Origin of the sequence: Helicobacter hepaticus ATCC 51449, assembly GCF_000007905.1 — a bacterium.
Lineage (GTDB): Bacteria > Campylobacterota > Campylobacteria > Campylobacterales > Helicobacteraceae > Helicobacter_C > Helicobacter_C hepaticus.
Genome location: NC_004917.1, coordinates 1,331,578 through 1,353,568, shown reverse-complemented (window position 1 = coordinate 1,353,568; position 21,991 = coordinate 1,331,578). Strand labels below are relative to the sequence as shown.

The following is a 21,991-nucleotide window of genomic DNA, read 5'->3' as shown; positions in this document are numbered from 1 at the left end:
AAATGACACTTCTTATTCTTTTGACAATCTTATTTCTTATTCTCTTAGTATGTGGGAGTATTGCCGGACTTATAGCATATTTTTCTACAAAAAAACTACAAGAGCATTTAATCACACTCAATGCACAAATTACCACCCTTAAAGCTGCTTTAAAACAAGCTCAACAAGGCGAAACTTCATTAAAACAATCTACAGATAAAAATATCATTTCACAAAGCTTATCTCATCATACTCCACAAACACACATATTACAAGAAGCTGCTGCTTATACGCATTCTCAATCTACTACAAAAATACCAAAAGATACTTTAAAACCCACACAAATACTCCAATCACAATCCCTTAAGAAAAAAGACTTTTTTGATTTTGAATGGCTCTTTACACAAAGGGTAATGGTATTTTTAGCGGGAATTTTCTTTATTTTTGCAGCCTTTTTTCTTATTCGTTATAGCCTCGAACATAATTTGCTCACACCTGCTGTGCGCATAAGCCTTTGTATAGGATTTGGCATTATCCTTTTTGTAAGTGGCATATCTTTACACTATCTCCAACATCATAGCATTTTTTATAGAATCTATAACCTTGCACTCCACCATTTAAGGCGCATTGCTAACATACAACCTCAACCTCTCAAGACCTCTACTTCATATTTTTCTTTGCCGCATTTAACATTGCAAATAATTGCTCAAACACTTGTTGGTTCTTCACTCGTAGTGCTATTTTTTAGTTTTTATGGAGGCTTTAAGATTTATGGCTTTTTTGGTGATTTTTTTACGCTCATAACTTTAAGTCTCATTGCACTTATAGGATTAGGCTTAAGTGTGCGTTTTGGTGTGATTATTGGTATTTTTGGATTACTTGGAGGCTTTGCAACGCCTATTTTGCTCTCAAGTGGATATTATAACGCACCTTTTCTCTTTGGCTATTTAGGAATATTTTATATCATAAGTATGTATTGTGTGCTACGATATGCTCAATCTAAGCCTCAACTTATATACTTAATAGTGCTTGCAAATATCCTTATGGCTCTCTTTAGCTTACACTTTATAATATTTTACACTATGAGCAAGAGTGATTTATTCATAGCATTTTTGCTCTGTGTCGGTATGTTTTTAAGCAATATACTTTTACTTGCAAAATTTCACACCCTTAGAGAATCTCCTGTGTATAATAACTTTATTGCCTTTAGTATTCTCTCTCCTGTATGCTTTGTGGTCTGTCTTTTTGGGTGGGATGATATGGCTATAACTTTTTCTTTTGTAGAATACGCTTTTTTAGCTGTGCTTTGTGTATTGACATTGCTTATCCCTTGTATGCTAAAAAATCTGAGTTCATTTGTGCTCCATACTCCTTTGATAGCGACTTTTCTCTCAGTCGTAGCTCTTTTATTAAAATTAGACAATGCGCCATTTTTGCCCTTTTGTATCATATTTATGAGCTTTATCTCTGTGTATCTCTTCATATTTAAGCATAAGATTCTTTATCTGTGGCTGCAATTTATGGTTGTATGTGGATTTAGCATAATGATGGATATACATAACAAAGATGTATTGTATGTATATAGCGTATGGTTTGCAATGATTATTTTTGCATATAGCTATATTTACAAACATATCAACACAGAATGGGCAAAGGCAAAAAGCCTTGATTATCTTTTGTTGTTTTATAGCATTTTATGTGTTATAGGGGCACTTAATTTAAGTAATATGCCTTTTGTGATATGGGTAAGTAGTGGGCTGATACTTGCATATCTAGGTGGGCAGATTCTCAAACGCAATATTGCATATTTTGAATATATTTTTATCACTCTTGGGATATTAGCAAATGTCTTCTCAAAAGAGGGATTGTTTTATATTGATATTGATTCGGTAAGCATTTACTCTCCAAATCCAAATATATTTATTACATTATCCGCCTTATTTGGAAAAACTATGCACTATCATTTTAGCACTCTTTTACTCTCTCTTGGCTCTTGTGCGATTTTGCTTTTTATTTTAAAAAATAAATCTTACGCATTTCACACCTATGTCAATATCATCTTATTGAGCATTTGCTGCATAAGTGCAATTTTAATTGTGCAGGATCTATGCTCTATTCATCTTTTTGGACATCATCTTATCTCATATCCTCTAAGCACATTGTGTATTGGGTTTTTGGCACTTATTATGGGAAAATATTTATCTGCAATTAACACACTAAGCATAAAGGCACAACAGGCTTATATTTTTATAGTAGGCTTTTTATGTGTGAAGTTTTATTATGATGTGGTTATTCTTGGTATATTTGCGTATAATCCACTTATAATGCTTATCCCTCATTGGAATCTTTATGATATGGCTCTTTTACTTGTTGGATTAATAGGTTGCCTTCTTATCGCGTGGCACTTCCAAAGCATATTTACATATTTTCAAACACAAGATTATATGTTTAAAAAAGATTATAAGCACATCATTTCTGCTATCCTTTATGTAAATTATAGCCTTATTTTCGCACTCGGGCTTATAGTGCTATTTTTTGGAGTAGCTTACGGATTCTATGTATATCATTTTTTAGGAGATTTGATACACATACCCGATAGCACAATTAATTGGGATTTTTGGCTTATCTTTCCTTTGCAAAACTACGCTTATTCGGTAACTTTAGTGCTAAGTGGAGTAATACTTTTATACTTCTACATCAAAAAGCATATAAAGATTTTTAGAATCTACTCCCTTCTCTTATTTATCCTTGCTACCTCAAAAGTCTTTTTACTTGATACAAGCTCTTTTGGTGGAATTGCTAAGATTGTGCTTTTTATCTTTATGGGCATTGTTTTTCTCTTACTCTCTTATATCTATTCACGCTATATTAACAAAGAACACGCTTAAGGCTCAATGATATAAGGCACGGAGCGCACACCCGTATCTGCCACCGCTTGTGTAAGTGCCATAGCTGCTTTTATATCCATAGATTGTCCTTTAGATTTAGGCGTATAAAGCTTTTGAAGCATAGCAATATCTTTGGCTTGATTACCGCTTTTATTTTTTAGCGCATTTGCAGCTTTAAGTATAGAATCTTCACCCAAAAAGCCTACGACCAAAAGTTCTACATTTGCGCTTTCTAAACGTTTATCAAGATTTGCAAATTCTCTTTGGCAATAAGGGCAGTTAAAATCAGATACGATATAAATAGTTTTGTTGCTTGGCTTTTTTGCTTTAAAGGTAAAAACATTGGCTTTTTGGGCTTTAAAAACCTCCTTAAGTTTTGCGCTAATTCTTAGCTTTTCTTTTTCATATAAATTTTTATAAAACTCTTGCACACGAGATTCTGTGCTTTTATCTTGAGCAATTAACACTTCAGCTTGAAATATCATTTTACCATCATCAGTAGCAAGAAATGGCGCTTGTTGATTATTAACCTCCACTATAACCATACTCAAACCACTCCCTAAATCACTACTAGAGACGATATTTCCTTGAATCTTATTTGCTTGGAGTGTTTTTTGTAGCTCTGCCTTATCAGCCGCACCATACCCTATACTCCATATAAAAAATAATGCGATTAATCCTTTTACAATGTTCATTTGTGCTCCTTATTTTTAAAAATATGCGATTATAGTCTTTATGAGTAATCTTTTTAGAATCTTTTGTCATTATCAATATTTTACTTACATTGCTTGGGCTTCATTAGGCTGCACAGGAGCAGATTCTATACGTTTGAGATAACCATCTTCAAGCATAATTTCTACAATGCGTTTAAAAATCGGAGCAGCTGTGCGTGCGCCATAATAATCATCTTTTATATCAGATTCAAAAGCCACAACACCAATGGTATAAGCATTACTTTCATCTTGTGCAAAGCCAAAAAATGAGCCATTATACTTACTATCATATTTCCCATTAAGAGCGATTTTAGCCGTGCCTGTTTTACCCCCAGTAATAATACCTTCTACTTGGGCTATTTTAATAACCTTTTGCACAACTTGAATAAGCGTATGATAGACTTGCTGCGTTGTTTGTGGAGAAATAATAGCGATTGGTTCAAGTCGCTTAGGGATATACTTTTCTCCACTCGGAGAAGTTACATATTCGCTTACACGAGGTGTTATCAAGTATCCACCATTGCTAAAAATTGCATAAGAGCGCAAAAGCTGTATAAAAGTCGCTCTCATTCCATATCCATAGCTCACACTCGCACGATACACTTCATTGTTAAAAGTTTTAGGGCTTGGCACTAAACCCGTTTTTTCATAAGGCAAGTCAATCCCGCTTAATTCCCCGAATCCAAAAGCGTGGAGTGCGATATGATATTCATTGGGCTTTAAATCTTTAGAGATTTTTACCATACCTATATTGCTAGAACGCACTATAACATCTTCAGCACTTGCGCTTTTGAGAGGATGAGTATCGCGTATAGTATAACTTTTTAACTTGTAGTAACCATTATCAAGCTCAATCATATCATTTGGGCTTACCATACCCTTTTGCAACAAAATGGCATAGATGATAGGTTTAATCGTGCTGCCTGGTTCATAAGAATATTCAATGGCATTGAGATTAAGATGTGGATAATCTTTTTGTTGAATATTCTTTGGGTCAAAGCGATTTGAAGTCGCAAGAGCAAGAATCTTACCTGTTTTAGAATCCATTACTCCAGCAATAATCTCACGCACCTTATAACGTTTTTTTGCCTCATCAAGTTCAAACTCTATTTTACGCTGCAAACTTAAAGGAATACTTAGCGTAACATCAAAACCATCTTGCCTACTTTGAATATGCGCTGATTTATTGGCAATGACGTTAAAGCCCACATCGCGTTTGCCCGTGATATTGCCATCTTGCTTAGGAGAAAGTATATCATTATAATATTTTTCTACTCCCTTGACACCATCAACACGTGTGATATTTTGGCTCTCAAATTTACGCGTATAGCCTATGAGCGGCTCAAGGATATTTTTATATACATAATTTCTATTATTGCCGCTCACTTCAATGCTAAGTCCCATTTTTTGTATCACGCGTCCTCTTTTATCTTCATACTCACGAAATACGTCATAACGGATAAGGATAAGATTGAGATTCTTTAAATTTGTCGCCACAGCGGAATTAAGAGTATAAGAAAGCACCACATAACCCTTTTGGGCTAATTTTTTGCTAATCTCATCTTTAGGAATACCGCTATATATGGAAAAAAGTGTGATAAATAGCTCTTTTTTATCTGGGTCAATACTTTGAGTATTCACACTTGCTTTATAAAGTTTATCACTATAGGCGACTTCAAAACCATCACTTGTATAAAGACTGCCTCTTACCGAAGTATCACTCTTAGTTGCCGTTACTGCAGGAAGTTTGCGTGGAGTTACTATTTTGACATACACAATGCTAAGAAAAATAATAAAACATAATAAAATCAAGAAAAAAACAGATATAATCACACCTGTTTTTTTCGCATAATACGCCACAAATGCCCTTAAATTTGAGTTCTTAAAATCTCTTTATAAGCATTAATTGCTTTGTTTCTCACTTCAAGCATTACTTTCATACTATTTTCTGCACGATTAATCGCAATTGCTGCTTGATGCAAATCTTTCACTTGCCCACTTGCTATATCTGCAAGAGCTTTTTCTGAAGTTTGTTGCTCTGTATTGACATCTTGAATAGAATCTTTAAGAGTTTTAATAAAATCAAGTCCATCTTGCCGATTTTTTATATTTTCTACATTCTTATTGTTCGTGCCAATAGGTTGAATATCGTTTGTAATCACACCAAATTTATTAGACATCTATTTCTCCTATGCTTGAAACATTGTAATTGCATTGCTCGCCATATTCTTTGCACTTTGAAATGCTGCAACATTTGCTTGATATGCACGAGTTGCTTCTATTAAATCGGCCATTTCAACAACGGGATTAACATTAGGATAAGCGACATAACCTTCAGAATTCGCATCTGGGTGGCTTGGGTCATATTTCATAAGCGGCTCCCTGTCATCACGCACGATTTTTGGAATATAAACGCTCATTATAGCAGGTTTTGGTTCTTTTCCCAAATCGCCTTCATTTAATGGGTCTTCATATCGTAATTGCTGGTTATTTTTGCCCAATTTTTCATTTAATACTTTATTAAAATCAAATGCACGAAATATCACTTCTCTTCTGCGATATGGACCACCCTCATCGGTGCGTGTAGTGTTTGCATTGGCAATATTTGATGAAATCGTATTAATACGCACTCTTTGCGCTGAAAGCCCATAACCGCTAATATCAAAACTTGAGAGAAACATATTTGCTCCTTAATTATTTTAGATATTTCTACCTGAATCCATAGCATAAGCAAAAATACCCTTATGCCTCTTCAAAGCACTTGTGAGAGCTTGATACATTGTGCTATTTTTGCCCATTTCGCTTGTTTCTACGTCTAAATCTACGCTATTGCCGTCATTTTTTGCCAAATGTCCATCACGCCAAAACATTGTAGCAGTGTCCTTATCTATGCGTCTTGTATCAAGGTGTTTGCTTGAAGTTTTCGCAAGCTCAAGCTTATAGCTTCTAGGCGCAGTGCCAAATATTTTTTTATTTTCTCGCGATAAATATTGTTCAAAATTGACATCTTTAGGACGATAAAAAGGCGTATCAACATTAGCAAGATTTGACGCAATCATATCCTGACGGATTGAACGATAATCAAGCGCCTTATGGACGATAGGATAAACCTTTGAAATATCTGCAATAGCCATATTTTTAACCTCTCTTTACACAATATTGTGCAAATATGAAAGCAAAATATATTCCAAATATTTGCTTTTTTAAGGTCCTCTATAAGTTTTTACGAATGGATATGCTCTAATGTCCTTAAGCTGCATTTTAGATTCTAAAATATCCTTATAAGTTTGCTGCTGTATAGAATCTCCCATATCATAAATGCCTTGCCTTGCAATCGCACTCGCACTTATCAGATTAAACCAAATGAGTGCTATATCTTTTTTATCTTCATCATCAAGTCTTGCGTATCTACTATCAGTTGCTGGTAAAATAATGCCCTTAGCCACATAACGCCAATGAGCAATACTTTCAAAAATATTACTTAAAGCATTGCTCTCGGTAACTGCAAGGCTTTTTGTAATCATAGGATTATTTTTAAGCGCATTTTGATAATCCCCATTTGTAATGGCAATTTCAAGCATTTGTGCCGCTATTTTATTAGTAGGAAGATAAATACCATTATCAAGTAAAAAGAGTATGAGAGTTGCCGCGTCTGTATTGCCCCAAAGTGCTGACTGCATAAGAGCATTAAGCGCACGAGTATTTAGCCCAGAGAGTGCAAAATGCGCATAAGCACTCACAAGCAAGAGAGAATCTTGCTTACTTAATCCCTCACACAGCAATTTTTCACCACTTAAAGCATAAGAATCTAGACTCACAAGCCGCCCTAAAAGCTCTTTGCTTGGTTGTGAATGTGTAAAATCTATAATATGCCACACCTTGCTATCATTTATTTTTTCAGGCATAAAAGTTAAAATAAAGCCTATTTGTTCCTCTGCCACGCGTAAGCAAGTAATGCAAGGTGAGCGAGTGTCCATTATTGCCAATTGCATAAGATAGACTTTAGCAAGTGTAGAATCTTTTGCCAATGTCGCAAGTTCTTTGATATGGGGGATATTCTCCGCGTTGTCCCTTAGAGGCATTTTGCGAGATTTTTGGATAGAATCCACAATCAAAGAAAGAGCTTTAGATTCAGCTTTTGCATTATGATTTGTCTTTATTTTCTTATCATTTGTGCTCATCTCGCATTGAAGCACACCACCCAAATCTGCCTTACTTGTTTGCAAAAAAGCATTTTTTATAAACGCTTCTTTAAATTGCGGCAGAGTAAAATCACTTGCACACACTAATGCCACAGATATAACCAAACTTATAATATATCGCATTCCCTCTCCTTGTGCCCAAAACTTAACATATTTATACAACAAACCTATATCAAATCATACGGGAAATATTTATAGCCTTTAAATTCTTCTTTATCTACACCTAAGATTTTTAAAACAGCTGCTCCTTCATAATTCCAATATCCACTATAAACTAATCTCTCGTCAGGATATTTATGATCTCCCCACCAAGCATCACCTCTGCTTTTGCTATACCATTGCTTAAGATAGGTTTTAAAATAATCGCTCTCTTTGGTTTCAATAAAAAGCTTAAGCGTATCGTATTTTTTGAGACTTTGCGCCATTTTTGAAAAGTCCTTTTCCGCTCCCTTACTCGCTAGAAAATGAAGCAACCAATCATCATAATATGTGTCCTCCTTTTCCCTCTCGTTCACATTAAGCTGCTCTAATACCCAAGAAGTATTCATATCGCACAGAATCATCACAGCAAGTTTTTCAGTATTTGTAGTGTAATCACTTATATCAAAATTATTTTTCCATTCATTGAGACTTTTTACAAAGACTTGCTTTATAGATTCTATATCATCACCCCTAGAATACATTGCCGTTGCTATGCAAAAGTTTTCGCTGTAAATATTATGGCTCTCATTGTATTTTTTCAAAAACTTCTCTTCCGCCCTAATATACCTATCAAAATATTCCTCATCTTTGTGAATATCTCTTAGTGTTTTTGGCGTTTTTGGCTTTTCATCGTCAATCTCTATGGGCGTTTTTTGATAGCTCTTATCCTCCAAACGCTCATAGTAGATTCTCACCTGTTCAGGCACAGTAAGAGTCGTATCGATATTATATTCCTTGATAAGCTGTTCCCAGCTCCGCGCACCTGCTGCTTTTAAAAGTTCCTCATTCTGTGCCACATCACAATAATCCAGCACAGATTGAGGCTCACTATACTCACCTCTACCTTCAAGTATCCTTTTACCATTCCTTTCAACTTTGTGGCTTTTTTCCATATAGCCCACCGCATTGACCTCCGCCCCATACTTGAGTAGCAGCTGTATGCTAGCTCCCATTGGTGCTTCACGGGCGAATGTAGAATTTCCAGCATACATCAAAGGCGTAGCTCCGATATTTTTACCACCCAAATCCCAGCCATCGCTTAGAGTTGGCGGGATATTTTTCACATTTGGATTCGCACCATATTTGAGGGCAAATTCAAGATTAGGTGCCTCATTCATCTTCGCCCAAAAATGCAATTTTGTCTCACCATTCCTGCCATAGACTTCCCACTTCGCGCCCTTGTTTAAAAAGTATTCAATCACAGATTCTCTCTTTTTCCCCTCAAGGTCAATATACGCAAGAAGCGCATTATCACCACGATATTCATAATCTGCCCTTAGTCCGCACTTTTCAAGGAGTTCAAGCATTGCAAAATTTTTACTAGAGCTATTTCCCGCACAAGCTAAAAGTTCCACAGGATCGAGGAAAGATTCATTATACTCGAAGCACTTTTCATAGAAAGTTTCTTTCACAGGATAAACCTTGAAAAACTCACTCACGCTATCCAAATTATTGTTTCTCACCGCACTAAACAACTTAGATTTTAATTTTTCTTTTTGTTCTTGACTCATCGCCTTGAGATCCTCTAGTGTTTTCATTGTGTCTCCTTTGGTTAAATATTCTGCAACTATGAATTGAATATGCAGATAATATCAAGGCTTTTGCTTTTTGATTTGATATATCACGCATAACAATAAATAAAAATTCATAGCTTTAAATTAGTGTCTTTATTTCCTTTTTGATGTTTTACTTCTGGAATCTAAATCCACTTTAGTAGCCTTCAATTTTGTATTAAAATATTATCTTTATTTAATTTAGCGTTTTATAGGTATGAATTTATCTTGTGTGTTTTGCATTATATCCCCTCTCTGTATGAAGTATCTTTTACTTGCGTTGCGTATTGTATCGTTTTTTTTTTTTTTGTAAAGTAGGATTAGACATTGAATCTAATAATATCAATACTTAAGACTTCACTTAAAAACCAAACATTCAAAACTAAAGTCAAAAATGGCATACAAAGTTGAGTTTGTATTATACAAGCTCAATAATTGCCATTTGTGAAGCATCTCCTCTGCGTAAGCGTGTGCGTTGGATTCTTGTGTATCCACCATTGCGAGAGGCATATTTAGGAGCTATTTCTGTAATGAGCTTCTTTGTAGCAGATTTATTTTGTAAATATGCAAAAACATAGCGGTGTGCATTTAAATCTCCGCTACGCGCTGCTGTAATAAGCTTTTCAATATAGCTTTGTAATTCTTTTGCCTTAAATACCCCTATTTCAATCTTACCATATTCAATAAGTGCAATAGCAAGATTCTTAAGCAATGCCTTGCGATGAGCTGAAGTCCGTCCTAATTTCCTATATCCGTGTCTATGTCTCATTGTTTTGCTCCCAATTAATTACTTTTAAGTTTGGCTAACTTACGATTGAGTAATGGCAAGATATCATCGGCAATTTCCCCACCAACAGGGTATCCTAGCTCCTCAAGCTTATCTGCAATCTCATCATAAGATTTTTTACCCATATTTTTGATATTTTTAAGCTCATTCTCACTCATAATCACAAGCTCACCAACATATTTTAAACCAGACCTATCAAGACAATTAAAACAACGCGCACTTAAATTGAGTGTGTCTATTTTAATCATCAAAGTTTTAAGTTCTCCAGAATCTTCAGAAATATTTCTTGTGCCGCTAGAAGCAGTGCTCAAATCCACACCAAAAATACTCATTTGTTTGTGCATTATGGCTATGGCTTCTTTAAAAGCTGTTATAGGTTCAATTTGCCCATCTGTCTCAATATCAAACACAATTTTTTCATAATTTGGATTGTCTTCAACGAGCACATTTTCAATTTCATACACTGCTTTTTTTACAGGCGTAAAATACGCATCAAGCGGGATATAATCCTCTGAAATTTTACCACGTATGCTTTCACTTGGCACATATCCAATACCCTTTTGCACGATAAGAGAAAAACTCAAAGAGGCATTCTCATTAATTGTTGCTAAATACGCTTCGGGATTGACAATCCCCACCATATCATTAACGAGCTCATTTGCACTCAAAACCATTGGACCTTTAAATTCATAGTGAAGCTGCACATTATCACTCTCCGTGTCCTTAATAAGAAAGCGAATATTCTTGAGGTTAGTAATAAAATGTGACACATCTTCTACAATACCTCTAATTGAATCAAACTCGTGTGTTACACCCTGAATCCTCAATGCCGTAGGGGCATACCCCACAGAACTTGAGAGAAGTAATCGGCGAATAGGGTGGGCAAGAGTAATAGCATAACCTGATTCAAAAGGATAAGCACTAATTCTGATTCTATTGGTTGAAATTTCCTCAATGCTTATATCAGTAGGGATATAAGGCTCAATTTTAATCATATTCATTCTACAACCATCCTTATGTTTTATTTCTTATTTAGAGTAAAGCTCAACGATTAGTCTTTCTTCAATAGGTATTACAACCTCTTCCCTTTGTGGAAAACGCGTGAATATACCAAATTTCTTTTCTTTATCCACATCCACCCAAGGAACAATACCTGTTTGAGAAGTCAAGTCAATCGCCCGAATCACTTGAGGATTGTTTTTACTCTTTTCTTTTACTTCAATCTTTTGTCCGGGTTTTACCATATACGAGGGAATATCCACACGCTTACCATTTACAAGGATATGTCCGTGTGTAACAAGCTGACGAGCAAAACGACGTGTTGTCGCAAAACCCATACGATACACAACATTATCAAGTCGCTGCTCAATGATACGCACAAGATTCTCACCTGTATTACCCTCTTGACGATTTGCCTCTTTAAAAAGCGCACGAAATTGCTTTTCGCTTACGCCATACATAATCTTGGCTTTTTGTTTTTCGCGAAGCTGTAAGCCGTATTCGGAAATCTTGCCTCTTTTTTGCCCGTGTTGCCCGGGTCCATAAGGTCGCTTATCAAGTGCGCATTTACCTGCCAATCTCCTTTCACCCTTAAGTGCAAGAGATATACCAAATCGTCTCTCTAATTTTTCAACTGGTCCTCTATATCGTGCCATTTATACTCCCTTACACTCTTCGTCTTTTTGGCGGTCTGCACCCATTGTGCGGCAATGGTGTAATATCTTTAAGCCATAGCACCTTAATACCTTCAACCGCTCCCACACTTTTTACAGCTGTTTCGCGTCCGCTGCCTGGTCCTTGAACCTTAATACCTACTTCCTTAATGCCGTGCTCTTTAGCTTTTTCCATTGCAGATTCTACTGCTTGTTGTGCGGCATAAGGTGTAGATTTCTTACTTCCTTTGAATCCTAAACCACCCGCAGTAGCCCAACACAATACATTTCCCATTTCATCGGTAATTGTTACATTTGTATTGTTAAATGATGCAGAAATACACACTATACCCCGTGCAATATTCTTTTTAACATTTTTTTTCTTTGTTACACTTTTTTTTGCCATACCTACTCCTTACTTACTACCAACTGTTTTCTTTTTGCCCTTGCGTGTGCGAGCATTATTTTTGGTAGTTTGTCCCCGAACAGGCAAACCTTTTCTATGCCTCAAACCTCTGTAACTTCCTAAATCCATTAAGGATTTAATATCCATTGTTACTTTCTTTCGAAGGTCACCCTCTACCATATAACTTTCTTGAATCTTTTTTGCAATAGATGAGACTTCATCTTCGCTGAGATCAGAAACTCGCTTATCAAAAGAAATATTTACAGCCTTAAGAATATCTTGAGAACTCTTAAGTCCAATGCCATAAATATAAGTGAGAGCATACTCCACTCTTTTCTTTTTTGGCAAATCTACACCAGCAATTCTAGCCATTTTTTATCCTTGTCTTTGTTTATGTTTTGGGGTAGAACAAATTACCCGAACTATACCCTTACGCTTGATAACCTTACACTTGTCGCACATTTTTTTGACTGAAGGTCTAACTTTCATACCTAGCTCCTTTGTATTTTCTAACTTTTTTGAGTTAAAAGTGCCGATTCTATAAAAAAAATATTTAAAAACTACTTACAAAAGCACTATTTATGCCTATAAGTGATTCTACCCTTATCCAAGCTATAAGGTGTCAATTCAATTTTCACCATATCGCCGGGTAAAATCTTAATATAATGCATACGCATTTTGCCTGCAATATGGCATAACACTATATGCCCATTTTCAAGCTGCACGCGAAAAGTCGCATTTGGCAAAGCTTCAATAACTTTGCCATCAACTTCAATCACATCATCTTTTGCCATTCTTATACCTCCGTTAAAATCTCTGCTTTGCCATCAACAATTGCAATCGTATGTTCATAATGGCTACCATTTAAACCATCTTTGGCTATTACCGACCAATTATCATTTAAAATCACAGGCTCCCCATTATGTTGAGCAATCATTGGCTCTAAACAAAACACCATACCTTCTTTAATTTTTGGTCCTTGATTTGTATGAGGAGATTCTAAATAATTTGGAATCTCTGGCTCTTCGTGCGGACTTCGCCCGATTCCGTGCCCACAAAATCCACGCAATGGAACGAATCCACGCCCATTAATCGCTTGTTCTAGAATGAGGCTTAATTCCTTAAAGCGCATACCTATTTTGACTTTAGAAATAGCCTCATATAAAGTATCCTTAGCACAATCAATCAAGATTCTATCTGTCTCTTGAATATCGCCAATCCCAATAGTAATTGCAGCATCGCCATACCAGCCATTATATTCCACTCCTATATCAATCCCTACAATATCACCATTTTTGAGTATATAATCTGTGGGGATTCCGTGAATAATCACTTGATTCACAGAAATACAAATTGATTGCGGAAAACCATACAACTGATAAAATGAAGGTCTCCCTCCTTGCGAGATAATAAAATCTTTTGCTTTTCTATCAAGCTCAAGAAGACTTATGCCCTCTTTTGCTTCAAGACGTAGAAGTTCAAGTGTTTGAGCAACAATCTTATTAGGTATGCGCAAAGATTCTATATCTTTCTTACTTTTAATACCTATCGCCATATTAGAGCCCTACGGCGCTTAGGGTCTGATATTTACTCATATAAATTTGGGCTTCTATGCGTCTCATCGTATCAATAGCGACTTGCACGACAATTAATACCGCTGTCCCACCAAAATAAAAAGGAACTCCTGTAAGTTTTACAAGCACCCAAGGAAGCGTTGAAACAAGAGCCAAATATAATGCACCCCAAAAAGTGAGATTACTCGCAACATTATTAAGAAAATTTGCTGTGCCCTCTCCCGGACGCAAACCGGGTATAAAACCGCCTTGCCTTTTTAAATTATCTGCAATGTCCTTCGCATTAAAAACAATAGAGGCATAAAAAAAGGCAAAAAATATGACAAAAATAAACATAAGCAAATTATAAATATAACCATCAGGCTTTAAAATATCGGCAACCGCTTGAATCATACTATTTGATGATGCTTGCAAAATTGTTGAGGGAAATACAAGTAGCGCAGAGGCAAAAATAGGGGGAATAACGCCACTTAAATTCATTTTTACAGGAATGTAATTCATAATGCGCTTATTTTGATTTTGCATAACAACCTTACGCGCATAAGAAACAGGTATGCGTCTCTCGGCAAGCTCTATGAAAATAATCACTCCAACGGTTATAACAATCACTGCAAGAAGAATAAGCAACATAAAAACATTAATTTGTCCTGTATTAACAAGATTAAATGTTTTTCCTATATTTGAAGGAATTGAAGACACAATCCCACCAAAAATAATAAGACTAATCCCATTACCCACACCTCGTTGTGTGATTTGCTCTCCAATCCACATAAGAAGCATTGTCCCTGTAAGCATTGAAAAAACTGATATAGCAATAAAAAGATTTAAATCAATTTTAATTGCTCCGACACTCATACTATTGAGCCCTATACTTACGCTCACAGCTTGGACAATCGTAATAGCAATAGTTACATAACGCACGATTTGCATATATTTTTGCATACCATCACGTTCTTTTTTCATTTTAGCAAGATTGGGGAAAGTCGCTGCAAGAAGCTCCATAATAATAGAAGCGGTAATATAGGGCATAATTCCCAAAGAAATAATACTAAAACGTTCCACGGCATTACCGCTAAACATATTAAATAAGCCAAGTGCATTATTAGCATTATCATCAATAAATGATTTAATAATACTCACATCTACACCTGGCACAGGCACATATGCCAAAATTCTATATGCAAGTAAAAAAGCGAGTGTGATAAGAATCTTATTTACAATGCTCCTTGTCATTCTTTGCTTCCACTTGTTTTAATGCACTCATCTTTAATTTTAGACATCAAAGCTTTTGCTTTTTTCCCAATAAGCTTTACTTTCACTACATTCTTAGGAATACTAAAATGTGTTCGTAACACTTCCATATTGATTTCACTTAGAGAATCAAAAATATGTGTTTTATCAACATTAATGACAATAGGCTTTTGAACACGTGAGCTAAAACCAATTTTTGGCAAACGTCTTTGAAGCGGTTGCTGTCCTCCTTCAAATCCTCTTTTTGCTTTATAACCACTACGTGCAGTTTGTCCTTTACCACCTCTAGTAGAGGTTTTACCCATACCACTCCCTTGTCCTCGCCCTATGCGTTTAATTTTTCTTACGCTTCCATTTGCTGGTTTAATTTTTTCTAGCATAAGTTTCTCCTTAAGCTTTGATTCTCGCAAGTGCATCAATTGTTGCGCGCACTACATTATAAGGGTTATTTGAACCAAGCGATTTTGTCAAAATATCTTTAATTCCTGCAAGTTCAATAACAGGACGCGTAGAGCCACCCGCAATAACACCTGTTCCTTCACTTGCTGGTTTTAATAAGATTCTACTTGCATTATACTTATGCTCAATATCGTGGGCAATTGTTGTGCCTTTAATATTCACTTTGATAATGTTTTTAAACGCATCATCAATAGCTTTTTTAATCGCATCAGGCACTTCTTTAGCTTTACCAAGTCCAAAACCAACAAGTCCATTTTTATTACCTACAACTACAAGTGCATTAAAACGGAATCTACGCCCACCTTTAACAACCTTTGTAACTCTACCGATATTTACAACCACTTCGCTAAATTCTTCTCTATTGATTTCCATAATCTTCCTTTATAACTTTATGCCATTTTCACGTAAAGTATCAGCAAATGCTGCTACAACCCCGTGATAAAGGTATCCATTTCTATCAAAGACCACCTCTGTAATCTTAGCCTTTTTAAGTGAAGTTGCAAATTCATTAGCAATTTGCTTTGCGTTCTCTTTATTATTTCCTAAACCAAGCTTTTTGCCATCAACACTTGCAAGCGTTACACCCAACTCATCATTGATAGCTTGCGCATAAAAATATTTATTGGATTTAAACACGCTTACACGTGGCTTGTCAGCTCTACCAAAAATTTTCCCTCGTGTTCGAAGCTTTCTTTTTACTTTAAGAAGCTGTTTTCGTTTTAATACTTTATCTGTCATCGCATAATCCTTGCCCTATTTTTTAGAAGTTTTACCAGCTTTGCGAACAATCATTTCGTCGCTGTATTTAATACCTTTACCCTTATAAGGCTCTGGCGGTCTAAATTTTCGAATCTCAGCTGCGATTTGCCCTATTTGTTGCTTATCAGCGCCTTTAATGGTGATTGTATTCTTATCTACACTCATTTCAACGCCCGCAGGAATAGGATAAATCACAGGGTGAGAAAATCCTAGAGCCATCTCAAGATTCTTTCCGCTAATATTAGCTTTATACCCTACGCCATTAATTTCTAACACCTTTGTAAAACCCTGACTTAGTCCCACAATAATATTATTTGCCAATGCGCGATAAGTCCCCCAATATGCACGAGATTGAGCTTGAGAATCAACACAAGCAAAACTTAATGTTCCATCTTGCAAATGAATTTGGACACGCCCATAAGTTTCAAGCTCTTTTTGCTCTTTAGCACCCTTAAAGAGGATTTTACTTCCTTGCACAGATACTTCAACACCCTTTGGAATGTTAATAGGTTTTTTTCCAACTCTTGACATATCTCTCTCCTACCATATACTGCAAAGCGCTTCGCCACCGACATTTGCCTTATAAGCTTCGTCATTGGCAACCACGCCTTTACTTGTGCTCACTACTATTGTGCCATAGCCATTTTTAAAACGCTTTAATTCGCTTCTAGCCTTATAAACACGGCGTCCAGGCTTACTAATGCGTTTAATTTCATTGATAGCACTTTTGCCTTGCTCATCATAAGCAAGTTGCACCATAATAGAGCGCTTTCCATCTTTATCATTTACCTTATAATCTTTGATAAAGCCCTTTGTCTTAAACACTTCTACAATTGAAACAACGATTTTCGCATAATACAACGTTGTAACTTCTAATCGCCTCATAGAGGCATTACGAATTCTCGTTAAAGAATCTGCAATAATATCATTTACCATACTTTCTCCTTACCAACTTGCCTTACGAAGACCGGGTATTAAACCTTCATTGCCCATTTTTCTCAAACATACTCTACACAACCCAAAGTCGCGATAAACAGAATGTGGTCGCCCACATACCTGACATCTTGTATATGCTCTTGCACTAAATTTTGCCTTTCTCTTTGACTTTGCAATAATTGATTTTTTTGCCATTTTATCGTCCTTTCGCAAAAGGCATACCAAGAAGCTCAAGCAACTTAAACGCCTCTTTATCACTATGAGTAGAAGTTACAATCGTAATATTCATACCATGAGTTACCATAATATCATCATATACCACTTCAGGAAACATAAGCTGTTCATTTAAGCCAAAGCTATAATTCCCACGCCCATCAAATCCATTACGTTTTAAACCTCTAAAGTCCTTTACACGTGGTAAAGCAATAACAATAAGTTTTTCAAGGAAATTATACATCATCTTGCCACGAAGAGTTACTTTCACTCCCATAGGCATACCTTCACGCATCTTAAAACCTGCTACCGATTTCTTTGCCAAAGTAATAACAGCCTTTTGCCCCGCAATAAGCGAAATGGTATCAGCGATATTTTGCATAATTTTTGAATCTTTTGCATAATCGCCTGCACCTACGCTAATAACAATTTTTTCAAGCTTTGGCAACAACATAGGATTGCTCATATTAAGCTCACTTTTAAGCTGAGAGATAATTTCGTTTTTATATTTTTCTCTTAAAGCAAACATTAGTTATCTCCTTCCGCTTTTTTCACATTTGAAATACTCATTGGCATTTCCTTAGATACAAAGCCACCTTTGGGATTCTTTTCACTTACCTTGATTGCTTTTTTAACAACTTTACAACCCTCTACAATAACTTGTGCTTGCTTTGGCAATACTTGCAACACTTTTGCTTTCTTGCCCTTATCATCTCCTGCGATAACTTGCACCATATCGCCTTTTTTAATCTTAAACTTTGCCACTATAACACCTCCGGAGCTAACGATACTATTTTCATAAAATTCGCGTATCGCACTTCTCTACTTACTGGTCCAAAGATTCTCGTGCCAATGGGTTCTTTCTTCGCATCAAGAATCACCGCCGCATTATCATCAAAGCGCACTAAAGAGCCATTTTCTCTATGAATCTCTTTTTTTGTTCGCACAACTACCGCCTTAACAACCTGCCCCTTTTTTACCTTGCCATTTGGAATAGCTTTTTTCACAGATGCCACAATGACATCACCTACACGTGCATATCTTCTATGACTTCCGCCTAGAATCTTAATGCACATAATCTCTTTTGCACCGCTATTATCTGCAACGCTTAATCTTGTAAAACTTTGTATCATAGCTCTACTCCTGCAGTAATAATTTCTTTAAACCTAAAAGCTTTCGTTTTAGAAATAGGCTTACATTCAATGGCACTTACCACATCGCCAATTTTTGCACTTTGATTCTCATCGTGTATAGTATATTTTTTAAAACGTTTTACAATCTTACGATATTTGCTATGAACAACTTTCCGCTCTACCAAAATTACTATACTTTTATTTCCCGCTTGACTGATGACTTTACCTTGAATTACTCTTGTATGCGCTTGTTTTTCACTCATATTCTAATCCTTCTTTGCACTTAAGGCTGTATTGATTCTTGCAATATCCTTGCGAATAACCTTAATTTCGCTTGGATTAGTAAGCTGCATTGTCTTTAGCTGCAATCTTTTTTCAAAAAGCAACGATTTTTTTTCCTTCAACATTTTTTGCAATTCTGCAATGTCCTTGTCTTTCAAATCAATAAATTTCATTTTCACTCTCGCTGGTTATGATTTTAGTTTTAAAAGGAAGCTTACTTTGAGCTAAAGCTAAAGCCTCTCTCGCCAAAGCTTCATCAATCCCTGCCATCTCATAAATCAAACGACCGGGCTTAATATTCATTACCCACTTTTCTACACCACCTTTACCCTTACCCATTCTTGTTTCAAGAGGCTTTGCAGTTAATGGTTTATCAGGGAATACACGAATCCAAACTTTACCTGCTCTTTTGATATGCCGAGTCATTGCAATACGAGCAGATTCTATCTGACGAGAATCAATGCGCCCGTGCTCTATTGCTTTAATTCCAATATCACCAAAAGCCAGATTTGCGCCACGGAACGATTTACCGCGATTGCGCCCTTTCATCTGCTTTCTATATTTTGTTCTTTTTGGCATTAACATAATTTATTGCCTCCCTCTTCGTGATTTAGAACGCACTTCTTTATCGCCGCTCTTGCTCTCTTCTTTTTTCTCTGGCAAAATGCCTTTATGAAGCACCTCGCCTTTAAAAATCCATACTTTTACGCCAATGATTCCATAAGTTGTCATCGCCTCTGCAAAACCATAATCAATTTTTGCACGCAAAGTATGTAAGGGCACGCGACCTTCCATATACCATTCTGTTCTTGCCATTTCTGCTCCTGCTAAACGTCCTGATACCTTTACTTTAATACCTTTCGCTCCCGCTTTCATTGCAGCCTGCATAACCTTTTTCATAGCGCGTCTAAAAGCTACACGCTTTTCAAGCTGTGTTGCAATATTTTCTGCCGCAAGTTGCGCATTTGCTTGTGGACGTTTTGCCTCTTTAATATTAATAAACACTTCCTTATGAAGAATCTTTTTCAATGCTTCTTTATGCTTATCAATATCCACACCTTTTTTGCCAATAATCAATCCCGGACGCGAAGCTACAACGGTTACACGAATCTTATTTGCTGCACGTTCAATAATAAATTCGCTTACACCCGCATAATACATTTCACGTTTCAAAAACTTACGAATCTTATGGTCTTCTAATATATTTGAAGGTGTTGTTTGCGACACAGAAAACCACCGAGAAGACCAATTACGATTAATACCTAACCTTAAACCTATTGGATTAACTTTTTGACCCATTGTTATTTTTCCTCGCCTTCAGTTTTTTTCTTTGTTGTTTTTCTTGTTGCTGTCGATTTTGTTGTTGCCACTTTTGCTTTAGCTACTTTAGTTTTAGATTCAGCTTTTTCTTGCGTTGTTGATGCCTTTTGGGCGGCATCTACTTTTGAATCTGCTTTAGATTCTGTAACTTTTAAAGAATTTTTAGAATCTTCACTCTTAATATTTTTTGCTCCTTTTGCCTTAGCTTTTGTTGATTGAACAGATTGTTGAACAGATTTTTGCGTTCCAACTTCTACTAAAATATGTGCCATTGGCTTACGAATAGGTGTTGCTCGTCCTTTAGCTCGTGGCATAAACCGCCGCAATACAGGACCCGCATCAACACGACAAGAAAGAATGATAACATCTTGGGCATCATATCCACCATTTGCAACAGCAGATGCAATAACCTTTGAAATCACTCGTGCAGCTTTATTGGGAGTAAATTCCAAACTCGCAATAGCAATCTCTGCATTCATACCCTGCACTTGGCGAGCCACTAAACGCGCTTTTGTTGGAGATAATCGGATATATTTTAATAATGCTCTACTCATTCTCTCCCCTTACTTACCAATTTTCTTTTGGACACTACCTTTGTGCCCCTTAAAAGTGCGTGTTGGAGCAAACTCACCAAGCTTATATCCAACGTGGTTTTCAGTAATATAAACAGGCACAAATGCTCTGCCATTATGGACATTAAAAGTAAGTCCTATCATATCTGGTAAAATCGTGCTACGTCTTGACCAAGTTTTAATAGGCTTATTATCTTTACTTGCTTTTGCTTTCTCAACCTTTTTGACGAGATAATCATCAACAAATGGACCTTTTTTAATTGACCTTGCCATACTTCCTACCTTACTTTTTCTTTCTTGAGATAATTAATTTATCACTCGCTTTTTTCTTACGAGTTTTAAATCCTTTTGCTGGAGTTCCCCACGGAGATACAGGATGTCCGCTAGAACCTGTTTTACCTTCACCACCGCCGTGAGGGTGATCTACTGGATTCATTGCACTACCACGCGTTTGTGGGCGAATACCACGATGACGATTACGCCCTGCTTTACCAATAGAGATATTTGCAAAATCCTCATTTCCCACTACGCCTATGGTCGCCATACATTCTTCTAAAATATATCTCATTTCTCCACTTGGCATTCTAAGGATAATATATTTACCCTCACGCCCCATAATTTGCGCACTTGTTCCTGCACTCCTTGCGAGTGCTCCACCTGCACCCGGGTGCATTTCAATATTATGCACAATCGTTCCAATAGGCATACTTTTTAATTTCATTGCAAAGCCTGTTTTAATATCAAGCCCAGATGAGGCAGAAAATACTACATCACCCACTTTGAGACCACTAGGTTGAATAATATAACGCTTTTCTCCATCAACATAATGAATAAGTGCTATGCGGCAGTTGCGATATGGGTCATACTCAATCGCTGCTACTTTTCCTTGAATATTAAATTTATTACGTTTAAAATCAATGATTCTATAAAACTTCTTAGCTCCGCCTTCTTTATGACGACTTGTAATGCGTCCATTATTATTTCTTCCTGCACTTACTGGTAATTTAATAAGCAAACTTTTTACACTCGCCTTACCCGTAATGTCGCTAGAACTTAGATTGCTCATAAATCTACGACTTGGGGTATAGGGCTTATATGTTTTAACTGCCAT

At 36.3% G+C, this 21,991-nt stretch carries 32 protein-coding genes and 1 pseudogene; 1 reads left to right on the top strand and 32 read right to left on the bottom strand.

Annotation, left to right across the window (positions count from 1 at the left end):
• Positions 1–2: 2 nt before the first annotated feature.
• Positions 3–2,867, top strand: coding sequence for a DUF2339 domain-containing protein (locus tag HH_RS06840; protein ID WP_011116253.1), 2,865 nt, complete (start codon positions 3–5; stop codon positions 2,865–2,867).
• Here HH_RS06840 and HH_RS06835 read toward each other — a convergent pair.
• From HH_RS06835 to rplB, 32 genes and pseudogenes are all read right to left on the bottom strand, one after another.
• Positions 2,864–3,562 carry a hypothetical protein gene (locus tag HH_RS06835; RefSeq protein WP_041309116.1) on the bottom strand — a complete coding sequence of 233 codons (699 nt, stop codon included), beginning with the start codon at positions 3,560–3,562 and terminating at the stop codon, positions 2,864–2,866. The genes HH_RS06840 and HH_RS06835 overlap by 4 nt on opposite strands.
• A gap of 84 nt (positions 3,563–3,646) precedes the next feature.
• Positions 3,647–5,440 carry a peptidoglycan D,D-transpeptidase FtsI family protein gene (locus tag HH_RS06830; RefSeq protein ID WP_011116250.1) on the bottom strand — a complete coding sequence of 598 codons (1,794 nt, stop codon included), beginning with the start codon at positions 5,438–5,440 and terminating at the stop codon, positions 3,647–3,649.
• Between the two features lie 8 nt (positions 5,441–5,448).
• Positions 5,449–5,760 carry a flagellar hook-basal body complex protein FliE gene (fliE, locus tag HH_RS06825; RefSeq protein WP_011116249.1) on the bottom strand — a complete coding sequence of 104 codons (312 nt, stop codon included), beginning with the start codon at positions 5,758–5,760 and terminating at the stop codon, positions 5,449–5,451.
• Between the two features lie 9 nt (positions 5,761–5,769).
• Positions 5,770–6,261 (bottom strand): flagellar basal body rod protein FlgC, encoded by a 492-nt coding sequence (gene flgC / locus HH_RS06820; protein WP_011116248.1) that lies wholly within the window; start codon positions 6,259–6,261, stop codon positions 5,770–5,772.
• 18 nt (positions 6,262–6,279) lie between these two features.
• Entirely contained in the window at positions 6,280–6,714 is a 435-nt protein-coding gene (flgB, locus tag HH_RS06815) for a flagellar basal body rod protein FlgB (protein WP_011116247.1), read from the bottom strand.
• A gap of 69 nt (positions 6,715–6,783) precedes the next feature.
• Entirely contained in the window at positions 6,784–7,905 is a 1,122-nt protein-coding gene (locus tag HH_RS06810; RefSeq protein WP_011116246.1) for a hypothetical protein, read from the bottom strand.
• Positions 7,906–7,949: 44 nt separating this feature from the next.
• Complete coding sequence (locus tag HH_RS06805; RefSeq protein WP_011116245.1) at positions 7,950–9,521, bottom strand: PoNe immunity protein domain-containing protein; 1,572 nt, start codon at positions 9,519–9,521, stop codon at positions 7,950–7,952.
• Between the two features lie 433 nt (positions 9,522–9,954).
• The gene (rplQ, locus tag HH_RS06800) at positions 9,955–10,305 is read right to left on the bottom strand and encodes a 50S ribosomal protein L17 (protein ID WP_011116244.1); all 351 of its coding nucleotides are present in this window, start codon (positions 10,303–10,305) and stop codon (positions 9,955–9,957) included.
• A gap of 14 nt (positions 10,306–10,319) precedes the next feature.
• Entirely contained in the window at positions 10,320–11,324 is a 1,005-nt protein-coding gene (locus HH_RS06795; protein ID WP_011116243.1) for a DNA-directed RNA polymerase subunit alpha, read from the bottom strand.
• A 27-nt stretch (positions 11,325–11,351) separates the two neighbouring features.
• A complete protein-coding gene (gene rpsD / locus HH_RS06790; RefSeq protein WP_011116242.1) occupies positions 11,352–11,978 on the bottom strand; it encodes a 30S ribosomal protein S4 in 627 nt (208 codons plus the stop codon).
• 10 nt (positions 11,979–11,988) lie between these two features.
• Positions 11,989–12,381: a 30S ribosomal protein S11 gene (rpsK, locus tag HH_RS06785; protein WP_011116241.1), complete on the bottom strand. Its 393-nt coding sequence runs from the start codon at positions 12,379–12,381 to the stop codon at positions 11,989–11,991.
• 9 nt (positions 12,382–12,390) lie between these two features.
• Positions 12,391–12,753: a 30S ribosomal protein S13 gene (gene rpsM, locus HH_RS06780; RefSeq protein WP_011116240.1), complete on the bottom strand. Its 363-nt coding sequence runs from the start codon at positions 12,751–12,753 to the stop codon at positions 12,391–12,393.
• A gap of 3 nt (positions 12,754–12,756) precedes the next feature.
• Positions 12,757–12,870: a 50S ribosomal protein L36 gene (rpmJ, locus tag HH_RS06775; RefSeq protein WP_034367579.1), complete on the bottom strand. Its 114-nt coding sequence runs from the start codon at positions 12,868–12,870 to the stop codon at positions 12,757–12,759.
• An 86-nt stretch (positions 12,871–12,956) separates the two neighbouring features.
• Positions 12,957–13,175, bottom strand: a complete 219-nt coding sequence (gene infA / locus HH_RS06770; protein ID WP_011116239.1) for a translation initiation factor IF-1 — start codon at positions 13,173–13,175, stop codon at positions 12,957–12,959.
• Between the two features lie 2 nt (positions 13,176–13,177).
• Complete coding sequence (gene map / locus HH_RS06765; RefSeq protein WP_011116238.1) at positions 13,178–13,936, bottom strand: type I methionyl aminopeptidase; 759 nt, start codon at positions 13,934–13,936, stop codon at positions 13,178–13,180.
• Between the two features lies 1 nt (position 13,937).
• A complete protein-coding gene (gene secY, locus HH_RS06760; protein ID WP_011116237.1) occupies positions 13,938–15,188 on the bottom strand; it encodes a preprotein translocase subunit SecY in 1,251 nt (416 codons plus the stop codon).
• Positions 15,185–15,586 (bottom strand): 50S ribosomal protein L15, encoded by a 402-nt coding sequence (gene rplO / locus HH_RS06755; protein WP_011116236.1) that lies wholly within the window; start codon positions 15,584–15,586, stop codon positions 15,185–15,187. The genes secY and rplO overlap by 4 nt, the downstream gene beginning before the upstream one ends.
• 10 nt (positions 15,587–15,596) lie before the next feature.
• Complete coding sequence (gene rpsE, locus HH_RS06750; RefSeq protein WP_011116235.1) at positions 15,597–16,037, bottom strand: 30S ribosomal protein S5; 441 nt, start codon at positions 16,035–16,037, stop codon at positions 15,597–15,599.
• Between the two features lie 9 nt (positions 16,038–16,046).
• Positions 16,047–16,403 carry a 50S ribosomal protein L18 gene (rplR, locus tag HH_RS06745; protein ID WP_011116234.1) on the bottom strand — a complete coding sequence of 119 codons (357 nt, stop codon included), beginning with the start codon at positions 16,401–16,403 and terminating at the stop codon, positions 16,047–16,049.
• A gap of 15 nt (positions 16,404–16,418) precedes the next feature.
• Positions 16,419–16,955 (bottom strand): 50S ribosomal protein L6, encoded by a 537-nt coding sequence (gene rplF / locus HH_RS06740; protein ID WP_011116233.1) that lies wholly within the window; start codon positions 16,953–16,955, stop codon positions 16,419–16,421.
• 9 nt (positions 16,956–16,964) lie between these two features.
• The gene (gene rpsH / locus HH_RS06735) at positions 16,965–17,360 is read right to left on the bottom strand and encodes a 30S ribosomal protein S8 (protein ID WP_011116232.1); all 396 of its coding nucleotides are present in this window, start codon (positions 17,358–17,360) and stop codon (positions 16,965–16,967) included.
• Between the two features lie 9 nt (positions 17,361–17,369).
• A complete protein-coding gene (locus tag HH_RS06730; protein WP_011115058.1) occupies positions 17,370–17,555 on the bottom strand; it encodes a type Z 30S ribosomal protein S14 in 186 nt (61 codons plus the stop codon).
• A gap of 1 nt (position 17,556) precedes the next feature.
• Positions 17,557–18,102, bottom strand: coding sequence for a 50S ribosomal protein L5 (gene rplE, locus HH_RS06725; protein ID WP_011116230.1), 546 nt, complete (start codon positions 18,100–18,102; stop codon positions 17,557–17,559).
• Positions 18,102–18,338, bottom strand: coding sequence for a 50S ribosomal protein L24 (gene rplX / locus HH_RS06720; protein ID WP_011116229.1), 237 nt, complete (start codon positions 18,336–18,338; stop codon positions 18,102–18,104). Before rplX ends, rplE begins: the two co-directional genes overlap by 1 nt.
• A complete protein-coding gene (gene rplN / locus HH_RS06715; RefSeq protein ID WP_011116228.1) occupies positions 18,338–18,706 on the bottom strand; it encodes a 50S ribosomal protein L14 in 369 nt (122 codons plus the stop codon). The genes rplX and rplN overlap by 1 nt, the downstream gene beginning before the upstream one ends.
• On the bottom strand, positions 18,703–18,969 hold the full coding sequence (rpsQ, locus tag HH_RS06710; RefSeq protein ID WP_011116227.1) for a 30S ribosomal protein S17: 267 nt from the start codon (positions 18,967–18,969) through the stop codon (positions 18,703–18,705). Before rpsQ ends, rplN begins: the two co-directional genes overlap by 4 nt.
• A gap of 3 nt (positions 18,970–18,972) precedes the next feature.
• On the bottom strand, positions 18,973–19,161 hold the full coding sequence (gene rpmC / locus HH_RS06705) for a 50S ribosomal protein L29 (protein WP_011116226.1): 189 nt from the start codon (positions 19,159–19,161) through the stop codon (positions 18,973–18,975).
• Positions 19,148–19,573 (bottom strand): 50S ribosomal protein L16, encoded by a 426-nt coding sequence (rplP, locus tag HH_RS06700; RefSeq protein ID WP_011116225.1) that lies wholly within the window; start codon positions 19,571–19,573, stop codon positions 19,148–19,150. Before rplP ends, rpmC begins: the two co-directional genes overlap by 14 nt.
• A 3-nt stretch (positions 19,574–19,576) precedes the next feature.
• Positions 19,577–20,287, bottom strand: a complete 711-nt coding sequence (gene rpsC / locus HH_RS06695; RefSeq protein WP_011116224.1) for a 30S ribosomal protein S3 — start codon at positions 20,285–20,287, stop codon at positions 19,577–19,579.
• Positions 20,288–20,499: 212 nt separating this feature from the next.
• A pseudogene (gene rplV / locus HH_RS09740) lies at positions 20,500–20,862 on the bottom strand (50S ribosomal protein L22); the annotation flags it as partial.
• 9 nt (positions 20,863–20,871) lie between these two features.
• Positions 20,872–21,153, bottom strand: coding sequence for a 30S ribosomal protein S19 (rpsS, locus tag HH_RS06685; RefSeq protein ID WP_011116222.1), 282 nt, complete (start codon positions 21,151–21,153; stop codon positions 20,872–20,874).
• A gap of 10 nt (positions 21,154–21,163) precedes the next feature.
• The gene (gene rplB / locus HH_RS06680; RefSeq protein WP_011116221.1) at positions 21,164–21,991 is read right to left on the bottom strand and encodes a 50S ribosomal protein L2; all 828 of its coding nucleotides are present in this window, start codon (positions 21,989–21,991) and stop codon (positions 21,164–21,166) included.

Bases quoted from the DNA above. Each gene is read 5' to 3' on its own strand.
- HH_RS06840 (WP_011116253.1), top strand. From the start codon at position 3: ATGACACTTCTTATTCTTTTGACAATCTTATTTCTTATTCTCTTAGTA.
- HH_RS06835 (WP_041309116.1), bottom strand. From the start codon at position 3,562: ATGAACATTGTAAAAGGATTAATCGCATTATTTTTTATATGGAGTATA.
- fliE (WP_011116249.1), bottom strand. From the start codon at position 5,760: ATGTCTAATAAATTTGGTGTGATTACAAACGATATTCAACCTATTGGC.
- flgC (WP_011116248.1), bottom strand. From the start codon at position 6,261: ATGTTTCTCTCAAGTTTTGATATTAGCGGTTATGGGCTTTCAGCGCAA.
- flgB (WP_011116247.1), bottom strand. From the start codon at position 6,714: ATGGCTATTGCAGATATTTCAAAGGTTTATCCTATCGTCCATAAGGCG.
- HH_RS06810 (WP_011116246.1), bottom strand. From the start codon at position 7,905: ATGCGATATATTATAAGTTTGGTTATATCTGTGGCATTAGTGTGTGCA.
- HH_RS06805 (WP_011116245.1), bottom strand. From the start codon at position 9,521: ATGAAAACACTAGAGGATCTCAAGGCGATGAGTCAAGAACAAAAAGAA.
- rplQ (WP_011116244.1), bottom strand. From the start codon at position 10,305: ATGAGACATAGACACGGATATAGGAAATTAGGACGGACTTCAGCTCAT.
- HH_RS06795 (WP_011116243.1), bottom strand. From the start codon at position 11,324: ATGAATATGATTAAAATTGAGCCTTATATCCCTACTGATATAAGCATT.
- rpsD (WP_011116242.1), bottom strand. From the start codon at position 11,978: ATGGCACGATATAGAGGACCAGTTGAAAAATTAGAGAGACGATTTGGT.
- rpsK (WP_011116241.1), bottom strand. From the start codon at position 12,381: ATGGCAAAAAAAAGTGTAACAAAGAAAAAAAATGTTAAAAAGAATATT.
- rpsM (WP_011116240.1), bottom strand. From the start codon at position 12,753: ATGGCTAGAATTGCTGGTGTAGATTTGCCAAAAAAGAAAAGAGTGGAG.
- rpmJ (WP_034367579.1), bottom strand. From the start codon at position 12,870: ATGAAAGTTAGACCTTCAGTCAAAAAAATGTGCGACAAGTGTAAGGTT.
- infA (WP_011116239.1), bottom strand. From the start codon at position 13,175: ATGGCAAAAGATGATGTGATTGAAGTTGATGGCAAAGTTATTGAAGCT.
- map (WP_011116238.1), bottom strand. From the start codon at position 13,936: ATGGCGATAGGTATTAAAAGTAAGAAAGATATAGAATCTTTGCGCATA.
- secY (WP_011116237.1), bottom strand. From the start codon at position 15,188: ATGACAAGGAGCATTGTAAATAAGATTCTTATCACACTCGCTTTTTTA.
- rplO (WP_011116236.1), bottom strand. From the start codon at position 15,586: ATGCTAGAAAAAATTAAACCAGCAAATGGAAGCGTAAGAAAAATTAAA.
- rpsE (WP_011116235.1), bottom strand. From the start codon at position 16,037: ATGGAAATCAATAGAGAAGAATTTAGCGAAGTGGTTGTAAATATCGGT.
- rplR (WP_011116234.1), bottom strand. From the start codon at position 16,403: ATGACAGATAAAGTATTAAAACGAAAACAGCTTCTTAAAGTAAAAAGA.
- rplF (WP_011116233.1), bottom strand. From the start codon at position 16,955: ATGTCAAGAGTTGGAAAAAAACCTATTAACATTCCAAAGGGTGTTGAA.
- rpsH (WP_011116232.1), bottom strand. From the start codon at position 17,360: ATGGTAAATGATATTATTGCAGATTCTTTAACGAGAATTCGTAATGCC.
- HH_RS06730 (WP_011115058.1), bottom strand. From the start codon at position 17,555: ATGGCAAAAAAATCAATTATTGCAAAGTCAAAGAGAAAGGCAAAATTT.
- rplE (WP_011116230.1), bottom strand. From the start codon at position 18,102: ATGTTTGCTTTAAGAGAAAAATATAAAAACGAAATTATCTCTCAGCTT.
- rplN (WP_011116228.1), bottom strand. From the start codon at position 18,706: ATGATACAAAGTTTTACAAGATTAAGCGTTGCAGATAATAGCGGTGCA.
- rpsQ (WP_011116227.1), bottom strand. From the start codon at position 18,969: ATGAGTGAAAAACAAGCGCATACAAGAGTAATTCAAGGTAAAGTCATC.
- rpmC (WP_011116226.1), bottom strand. From the start codon at position 19,161: ATGAAATTTATTGATTTGAAAGACAAGGACATTGCAGAATTGCAAAAA.
- rplP (WP_011116225.1), bottom strand. From the start codon at position 19,573: ATGTTAATGCCAAAAAGAACAAAATATAGAAAGCAGATGAAAGGGCGC.
- rpsC (WP_011116224.1), bottom strand. From the start codon at position 20,287: ATGGGTCAAAAAGTTAATCCAATAGGTTTAAGGTTAGGTATTAATCGT.
- rpsS (WP_011116222.1), bottom strand. From the start codon at position 21,153: ATGGCAAGGTCAATTAAAAAAGGTCCATTTGTTGATGATTATCTCGTC.
- rplB (WP_011116221.1), bottom strand. From the start codon at position 21,991: ATGGCAGTTAAAACATATAAGCCCTATACCCCAAGTCGTAGATTTATG.